The organism is Micromonospora sp. DT178 (assembly GCF_049841695.1).
GTDB lineage: Bacteria > Actinomycetota > Actinomycetes > Mycobacteriales > Micromonosporaceae > Micromonospora.
Map to the genome: position 1 here is coordinate 48,156 of NZ_JBNCKV010000011.1, position 6,843 is coordinate 54,998.

7 protein-coding genes are annotated in these 6,843 nt (G+C 71.4%); 2 read left to right on the forward strand and 5 right to left on the reverse strand.

From position 1 onward, the window contains the following. The first annotated feature begins 22 nt into the window (after window positions 1-22). Window positions 23-889: a bifunctional 5,10-methylenetetrahydrofolate dehydrogenase/5,10-methenyltetrahydrofolate cyclohydrolase gene (locus ACLQ22_RS21075; RefSeq protein WP_425693806.1), complete on the forward strand. Its 867-nt coding sequence runs from the start codon at window positions 23-25 to the stop codon at window positions 887-889. Between the two features lie 139 nt (window positions 890-1,028). Here the strand turns inward: ACLQ22_RS21075 and ACLQ22_RS21080 are convergent, their stop codons facing one another. Continuing rightward, window positions 1,029-2,039 (reverse strand): tyrosine-type recombinase/integrase, encoded by a 1,011-nt coding sequence (locus ACLQ22_RS21080; protein WP_425693807.1) that lies wholly within the window; start codon window positions 2,037-2,039, stop codon window positions 1,029-1,031. Between the two features lie 58 nt (window positions 2,040-2,097). Here ACLQ22_RS21080 and ACLQ22_RS21085 point away from each other — a divergent pair, with 58 nt between their 5' ends. Further along, entirely contained in the window at window positions 2,098-2,691 is a 594-nt protein-coding gene (locus ACLQ22_RS21085) for an AAA family ATPase (RefSeq protein ID WP_425693808.1), read from the forward strand. A gap of 318 nt (window positions 2,692-3,009) precedes the next feature. Here ACLQ22_RS21085 and ACLQ22_RS21090 read toward each other — a convergent pair whose 3' ends face one another. The 4 genes from ACLQ22_RS21090 to ACLQ22_RS21105 form a co-directional block, all read right to left on the reverse strand. Further along, window positions 3,010-3,195, reverse strand: coding sequence for a hypothetical protein (locus tag ACLQ22_RS21090; protein WP_425693809.1), 186 nt, complete (start codon window positions 3,193-3,195; stop codon window positions 3,010-3,012). Between the two features lie 178 nt (window positions 3,196-3,373). Then, window positions 3,374-5,761, reverse strand: coding sequence for an ATP-binding cassette domain-containing protein (locus ACLQ22_RS21095; RefSeq protein ID WP_425693810.1), 2,388 nt, complete (start codon window positions 5,759-5,761; stop codon window positions 3,374-3,376). 75 nt (window positions 5,762-5,836) lie between these two features. Next, window positions 5,837-6,247: a VOC family protein gene (locus tag ACLQ22_RS21100; protein WP_311413295.1), complete on the reverse strand. Its 411-nt coding sequence runs from the start codon at window positions 6,245-6,247 to the stop codon at window positions 5,837-5,839. A 5-nt stretch (window positions 6,248-6,252) separates the two neighbouring features. Further along, on the reverse strand, window positions 6,253-6,702 hold the full coding sequence (locus tag ACLQ22_RS21105) for a helix-turn-helix transcriptional regulator (protein WP_425693811.1): 450 nt from the start codon (window positions 6,700-6,702) through the stop codon (window positions 6,253-6,255). Between the last annotated feature and the right edge of the window lie 141 nt (window positions 6,703-6,843).

Below are 6,843 nucleotides of genomic sequence, written 5' to 3' on the forward strand. Positions count from 1 at the left end.
GCCCCGCCGGCAGAGGAGCACCATGCCCACCGCCCGACTCCTGCCCGGCACCCCCGTCGCCGAGAACATCCTCACCGACGTCGCCGCCGGCGTCACCGCGCTACGCGCCGCCGGCACCACCCCCGGCCTCGCCACCATCCTCGTCGGCGACGACGACGCCAGCGCCGGCTACATCCGCATCAAGCAACGCCAGGCCAGCGAACTCGGCTTCACCTCACCCCACGTACACCTGCCCGCCACCGCCACCCAGGCAGACCTGCACCACGCCATCGCCGACTTCAACACCGCACCCGACGTGCACGGCCTGCTCATCCAGCACCCCATCCCCGCACACCTCGACTACGACCGGGCCCTGCAGACCATGGACCCCGACCTCGACGTCGACGGCATGCACCCGCTCAACATGGGACGCCTCGCCCTCGGCCTGCCCGGACCCCTGCCCTGCACACCCGCCGGCATCGAAGCCCTGCTCGCCTTCCACGACATCCCCGTCGCCGGCCGCGACGTCGTCATCCTCGGCCGCGGCGCCACCCTCGGCCGCCCCCTCGCCCTGCTGCTCACCCAGAAACGACCCACCGCCAACGCCGCCGTCACCGTCGTGCACACCGGCGTCCCCGACTGGGCCACCCACACCCGACGCGCCGACATCCTCATCGCCGCCGCCGGCGTTCCCGGCATCATCCAACCCGAACACGTCCGCCCCGGCGCCGTCGTCATCGGCGGCGGCGTCCGCTACGAAGGCCGACGCCTCCTACCCGACGTCGCCGAAACCTGCGCCGACGTCGCCGGCGCCATCACCCCCCGCGTGGGCGGGGTCGGCCCCACCACCGTCGCCATGCTCTTCCGCAACGCCCTCGACGCCGCCCGCCGCGCCACCGGCCACGCCTGACCGTCCCCGGCCCGGCGTCGGGGACCCCGACGCCGGGCCGACCGCCCCTCGGCGGCCACGCCCGACACCCGCACGGGCCATGGGCGCGCGGTCCGACGAGCCCGCCGGCCGCGCCCCGCGACGCCCGCGGCGTACCGCCTCATGACCGCGCGTCGCCCTCCGCCGCCACCAACCCCGCCAACGCCCGATTGGTACGGTTGGACCGCACCGCCGCGCGCTGCTGCCCGGCCGTCACCTCGATGTACGTCTGCGACGACGCCAACGACGCGTGACCCAGCAACCGCATGATCTCCGCCGCACTCGCCCCGTCCTCCGCCAACCGGGTCGCGAAGGTGTGCCGCAGCGCGTGCAACCGCGCCCCACGCGGCACCCGGTCGGTGATGCCCGCCCGCCGGTAGCAGGACTCCACCAGGTACTGCAGCCCACCCCGACGCAGCGGCTCACCCTGCCGGTCCACCAGCAGCGGCGCGTCCGGCCGCACCGTGCGCGACCCGAACCGGCGCACCCGGCTGTCCAGGTAGCCCACCAGCACCCCGTCGAGTTCCGGCTCGATCGGCACCACCCGCGGCCGCCCGCCCTTGCCCGCCACGTCGACCCGCCGCTCGCCCGCGCGACCCGTCAACGACCCCACCCGCAGCGCCAGCAGCTCCGACAGCCGCAACCCCGCGCAGAGCGCCAACGCCAGCACCGCCAGGTCGCGCTCCGGCCACGGGTCGCGCTGGCGGCCCTCCTGCCGGGCCACCGAGGCGAGCAACTGCTCGGGGGTGTCCGCGCCGCGTAGCGGCTTGGGCTGGGGGAGAGGCGCCCGGGGGCGACCGACCGCCGGCATCGGGTTGCCGGCGACCACCCCGTCGGCGACCAGGAAGGAGAAGAAACTGTTCCAGGTGGACCACGCCCGGTGTACCGACGCGGCCGCGCGGGGAGCGGCGAACCGGGCGAATGCCGCGCGCATGACGCGGGCGGTGAGGGAGGCGACGGGCAGCGCGTCGAGGGGGAGGGGAGGGGTGCTCTCCTCGGCCGCCAGCGCGGCGACGGCGCGCAGGTCCCGCCGGTACGCCTCCAGCGTGTGGGGGGAGGGCTTGCGGGTCGCGCGGGCCGTCAGGAACTCCTCGATCAGCCGCTGTACCGATTCGTCCTGTTTGTCATGCATAAGGGATATTATGCATGATTTTCGGGTTGGCCGACAACCGCGGAAGAAGGGGGAGAGCATGCGGCGGTACGTACTGACGGGTGCGCCGGGGGCGGGCAAGACGACACTCGCCGACGCGCTGCGCCGACGCGGATGGGACGTCGTTGCCGAGGCGGCCACCGCCGTCATCGCGGCGGATCAGGAGCGGGGAGTGGCCGAACCGTGGCGGGAGGCGGGCTTCGTCGACGCGGTGGCGGGGCTCCAGCGGGAGCGCCGCGAGGCCTCCGGGGCACACGGGTCGGTGCAGGTCCACGACCGGTCGCCCCTGTGCACGCTGGCCCTCGCGCGGTATCTGGGGCGTCCGCCGGGGCGCGTGCTCACCGAAGAGGTGCGGCGGGTGCTCCGCGACGGCGCCTACCAGCGGCAGGTGTTCCTGGTCGAGCCGCTGGGCTTCGTAACGCCCAGCGGCGCCCGCCGAATCGGCTACGCGGAGTCGCTGGCGTTCGCCCGCGTGCACGAGGAGGTCTACCGGGCGCACGGCCATCGTCTGATCGCGGTGCCGCCCGCGCCGGTACGCGCGCGGGTCGCGCTGGTGGAGGCGCACCTGCGACGCCTTGCCGACCTGCCGTCCGAGCGGGCCGAGGGAGTGCCCGATCCGGTCTACTTGACATAATGTACATTATCGAACCTAGGGAATCACCTTGATGCGGCCCCGAGGGGCGGACTCGCGTGGCGGCAGTCTGGGGCTCTGGCGATCGGCGACGCGCGCCTCCGCGGTGGCGGGCTCGCGCGCTGGTCGGCGTCGTGATGGCGGTCCAACCCGTAGTGCTCGTTATGCCTGAGTGGACTCGGCTCGTTCCGGTCGACTCCACCGCAAGACCGCCGCCCGAGCCGGTGAGCTCTGCGGGCGGCGGTCCGGGGCGTCGCGGTCGAAGCTGGTGCACGCCTGAATCAGGCATACACGGAGCAGCCGGAGCGCCTCAGCTCTCCCCTAGCATGGCTGGGCGTACCAGTACGGATCGAAGTCCACGTACGGGGCCTCCCTGTGGTAGGCGAAGCCGTGGATCGGGTTGCGGTTCTGGTCCAGCAGGTCGGCCCACGTGCCCGGAGTCTGGTTGTTGACGACGGATCCGTGGCCGTTCCAGTTGAACAATGCGTAGTCGCCACATGCACACATCAATCCAGTCGATCTGTGTCGATGGCAACTCCGGACGATGGCTGCGTCGCATCGCGTAATTGGTCACGACGGCGCACTCCCCTGGCCTGTCTTCCTGCGGCGCGCCGGAACGTGCGGCCGAGTCGGTACCGTGGCGGGCGCCAGCCATCCGGCACGGTACCGACCGGGCCGCCTCCGGTCAGGTGCCGATGTAGGCCGCGAGGTGTTCGCCGGTGAGGGTGGAGCGGGCGGCGACGAGGTCGGCGGGTGTGCCCTCGAAGACGATCCGGCCGCCGTCGTGGCCGGCGCCGGGGCCGAGGTCGATGATCCAGTCGGCGTGCGCCATGACCGCCTGGTGGTGCTCGATGACGATGACCGACTTGCCGGAGTCGACGAGCCGGTCGAGCAGGGCGAGCAGTTGTTCGACGTCGGCGAGGTGCAGGCCGGTGGTCGGTTCGTCGAGGACGTAGACGCCGCCCTTCTCGGCCATGTGGGTGGCGAGCTTGAGGCGTTGCCGTTCGCCGCCGGAGAGCGTGGTGAGTGGCTGGCCGAGGGTGAGGTAGCCCAGTCCGACGTCGGCGAGGCGGTTCAGGATGGTGTGGGCGGCGGGGATGCGCGCGTCGCCGGTGCCGAAGAACTCCTCGGCCTCGGCGACGGACATGGCGAGCACCTCGGCGATGTTGCGGCCGCCGAGCGTGTACTCCAGGACGGCCGCCTGGAACCGTTTGCCGCCGCATTCCTCGCAGATGGTCTCGACGGTCGCCATGACGCCGAGGTCGGTGTAGATGACGCCGGCGCCGTTGCAGGTGGGGCAGGCGCCTTCGGAGTTGGCGCTGAACAGTGCGGGCTTGACGCCGTTGGCCTTCGCGAACGCCTTGCGGATCGGGTCGAGCAGGCCGGTGTACGTCGCGGGGTTGCTCCGTCGTGAGCCGCGGATGGCGCCCTGGTCGATGACGACGACGCCTTCGCGGCCGGCGACGGAGCCGTGGATCAGTGAGCTCTTGCCGGAGCCGGCGACGCCGGTGATGACGCAGAGTACGCCGAGCGGGATGTCGACGTCGACGTCGCGCAGGTTGTGTTCGGTCGCGCCGCGGATCTCGAGTGCGGCGGTGGGCGTGCGTACGGTCTTCTTGACGGCGGCCCGGTCGTCGAGGTGGCGGCCGGTGACGGTGTCGCTGCCCCGCAGTTCTTCCACGGTGCCTTCGAAGCAGACCGTGCCGCCGTGGGTGCCGGCGCCGGGGCCGAGGTCGACGACGTGGTCGGCGATGGTGATGGTCTCGGGTTTGTGTTCGACGACGAGGACGGTGTTGCCCTTGTTGCGTAGTTGCAGCAGCAGGGTGTTCATCCGCTCGATGTCGTGGGGGTGCAGGCCGATGGTGGGCTCGTCGAAGACGTAGGTGAGGTCGGTGAGGGATGAGCCGAGGTGGCGGATCATCTTGGTGCGTTGTGCCTCTCCCCCGGACAGGGTGCCCGAGGGCCGGTCGAGCGAGAGGTAGCCCAGGCCGATCTGGGTGAACGAGTCGAGAAGGTGTTGCAGGCCCTTGAGCAGGGGGGCCACCGAGGGCTCGTCGAGGTCGCGTACCCATTCGGCGAGGTCGCTGATCTGCATGGCGCAGACGTCGGCGATGCTCTTGCCGTTGATCTTCGACGAGCGGGCTTCCGGGCTGAGTCGGGTGCCGTCGCAGTCCGGGCAGGTCTGGAAGGTCACGGCGCGCTCGACGAAGGCGCGGATGTGGGGTTGGAGGGCGTCGACGTCCTTGGCGAGGAAGGACTTCTGGATCTGCGGGATGATTCCGACGTAGGTCAGGTTGATGCCGTCGATTTTGATCTTGGTGGGTTCGCGGTGGAGCAGGTCGTGCAGTTCCTTCTTGGTGAACTTGCTGATCGGCTTGTCGGGGTCGAAGTAGCCGCAGCCGCGGAAGATGCGCCCGTACCAGCCGTCCATGCTGTAGCCGGGGATGGTGAGGGCGCCCTCGTTGAGTGACTTGCTGGCGTCGTAGAGGGCGGTCAGGTCGATGTCGTTGACGGTGCCCATGCCCTCGCAGCGGGGGCACATGCCGCCGAGGCGGTGGAACGTCGCCTTCTCGGCCTTGGTCTTGTTGCCGCGCTCGACGGTGATCGCGCCGCTGGCCCGGACGGTGGGGATGTTGAAGGAGTACGCGTTGGGCGAGCCGATGTGGGGTTGGCCGAGGCGGCTGAACAGGATGCGCAGCATGGCGTTGGCGTCGGTGGCGGTGCCGACGGTGGATCGGGGGTTGGCGCCCATCCGTTCCTGGTCGACGATGATCGCGGTGGTCAGCCCTTCCAGCAGGTCGACCTCCGGTCGGGTGAGCGACGGCATGAAGCCCTGCAGGAAGGCGCTGTAGGTCTCGTTGATCATCCGCTGTGACTCGGCGGCGATGGTGCCGAACACCAGCGAGCTCTTGCCCGAGCCGGAGACGCCGGTGAAGACCGTCAGGCGGCGCTTGGGGATCTCGACGCTGACGTCCTTGAGGTTGTTCACGCGCGCGCCCTGCACGCGGATCAGGTCGTGGCTGTCGGCGACGTGCGCGGGTGCCTGGGTGTCCGTCCTCGTGGCGGTGCTCATCGGTGTCTCCATCGTCTGTGGCGCGGGGGCCGGCGCGAGGTGTTGCCTGGTCGGTGGCTGCGTGCGCCGGAGGGCTCAGCGCAGCTCGTTGATGCGGATGAGGTTGCCCGTGGGGTCGCGGAAGGCGCAGTCGCGCACGCCGTACGGCTGCTCGGTCGGCTCCTGGACGACGTCGGCGCCGCTGGCCTGCAGCCGGTCGAAGAGGCCGTCGAGGTCGTCGGTGGCCAGGGTGATGGCGCCGTAGCTGCCCTTGGCGATCAGTTCGAGGATGGTGCGGCGCTCGTCGTCGGTGATGCCGGGTTCGGCGGCCGGCGGGTGCAGGACGATGGAGGTGCCGGGCTGGTTGGCGGGGCCGACGGTGAGCCAGCGCATGCCGTCGTATCCGACGTCGTTGCGGACCTCGAAGCCGAGGGTGTCGCGGTAGAAGCTCAGGGCGGCGTCCGCGTCGGTGTGCGGGAGGAAGGCGTAGTGAATGGTGATGTCCATGCCGGTCAGGCTAGTTGCGGCTGCGTGCGGCGTGCTTCTCGATTCCTGATCGGTCGGGTCACCTGTTTCGCGATGCACGATGGCATCTCCGCCGTCGCCTGGGCTGTCCGGGCGCGGTAGGTGCTCGGCGGCACGCCGACCAGTTCGGTGAAGCGGGTGCTGAAGGTGCCCAGCGAGGAGCAGCCGACCGCGAAGCAGACTTCGGTGACGCTGAGGTCGCCACGGCGCAGCAGCGCCATGGCGCGCTCGATGCGCCGGGTCATGAGATAGGCGTACGGCGACTCGCCGTAGGCCTGCCGGAACTGGCGGCTGAGGTGTCCGGCCGACATGTTGGCGCCCCGGGCGAGCGCCTCGACGTCGAGCGGCTTGGCGTACTCGCGGTCGATGCGGTCGCGGACGCGGCGCAGCCGGGCGAGGTCGCGTAGGTGCTGTTCGGCGGCGTCTCTGCTGGTCACCTGCAAGATCGTGCCACGTGGCGCCGGGGTTGCCCAGCAGGACCGGCGGCGTGGCGGGCGGGGGGCGCCGCCGCCCCCCCGCCCCCCCCCGCGGGGGGGGGGGGGGGGTTTCGGGGGGGGGGGGGGAGCGAGCGGGGCTGC

Excerpts from the sequence above, each read along its gene's own strand:
- ACLQ22_RS21075 (WP_425693806.1), top strand. The coding sequence starts at position 23 with ATGCCCACCGCCCGACTCCTGCCCGGCACCCCCGTCGCCGAGAACATC.
- ACLQ22_RS21080 (WP_425693807.1), bottom strand. The coding sequence starts at position 2,039 with ATGCATGACAAACAGGACGAATCGGTACAGCGGCTGATCGAGGAGTTC.
- ACLQ22_RS21085 (WP_425693808.1), top strand. The coding sequence starts at position 2,098 with ATGCGGCGGTACGTACTGACGGGTGCGCCGGGGGCGGGCAAGACGACA.
- ACLQ22_RS21090 (WP_425693809.1), bottom strand. The coding sequence starts at position 3,195 with ATGTGTGCATGTGGCGACTACGCATTGTTCAACTGGAACGGCCACGGA.
- ACLQ22_RS21095 (WP_425693810.1), bottom strand. The coding sequence starts at position 5,761 with ATGAGCACCGCCACGAGGACGGACACCCAGGCACCCGCGCACGTCGCC.
- ACLQ22_RS21100 (WP_311413295.1), bottom strand. The coding sequence starts at position 6,247 with ATGGACATCACCATTCACTACGCCTTCCTCCCGCACACCGACGCGGAC.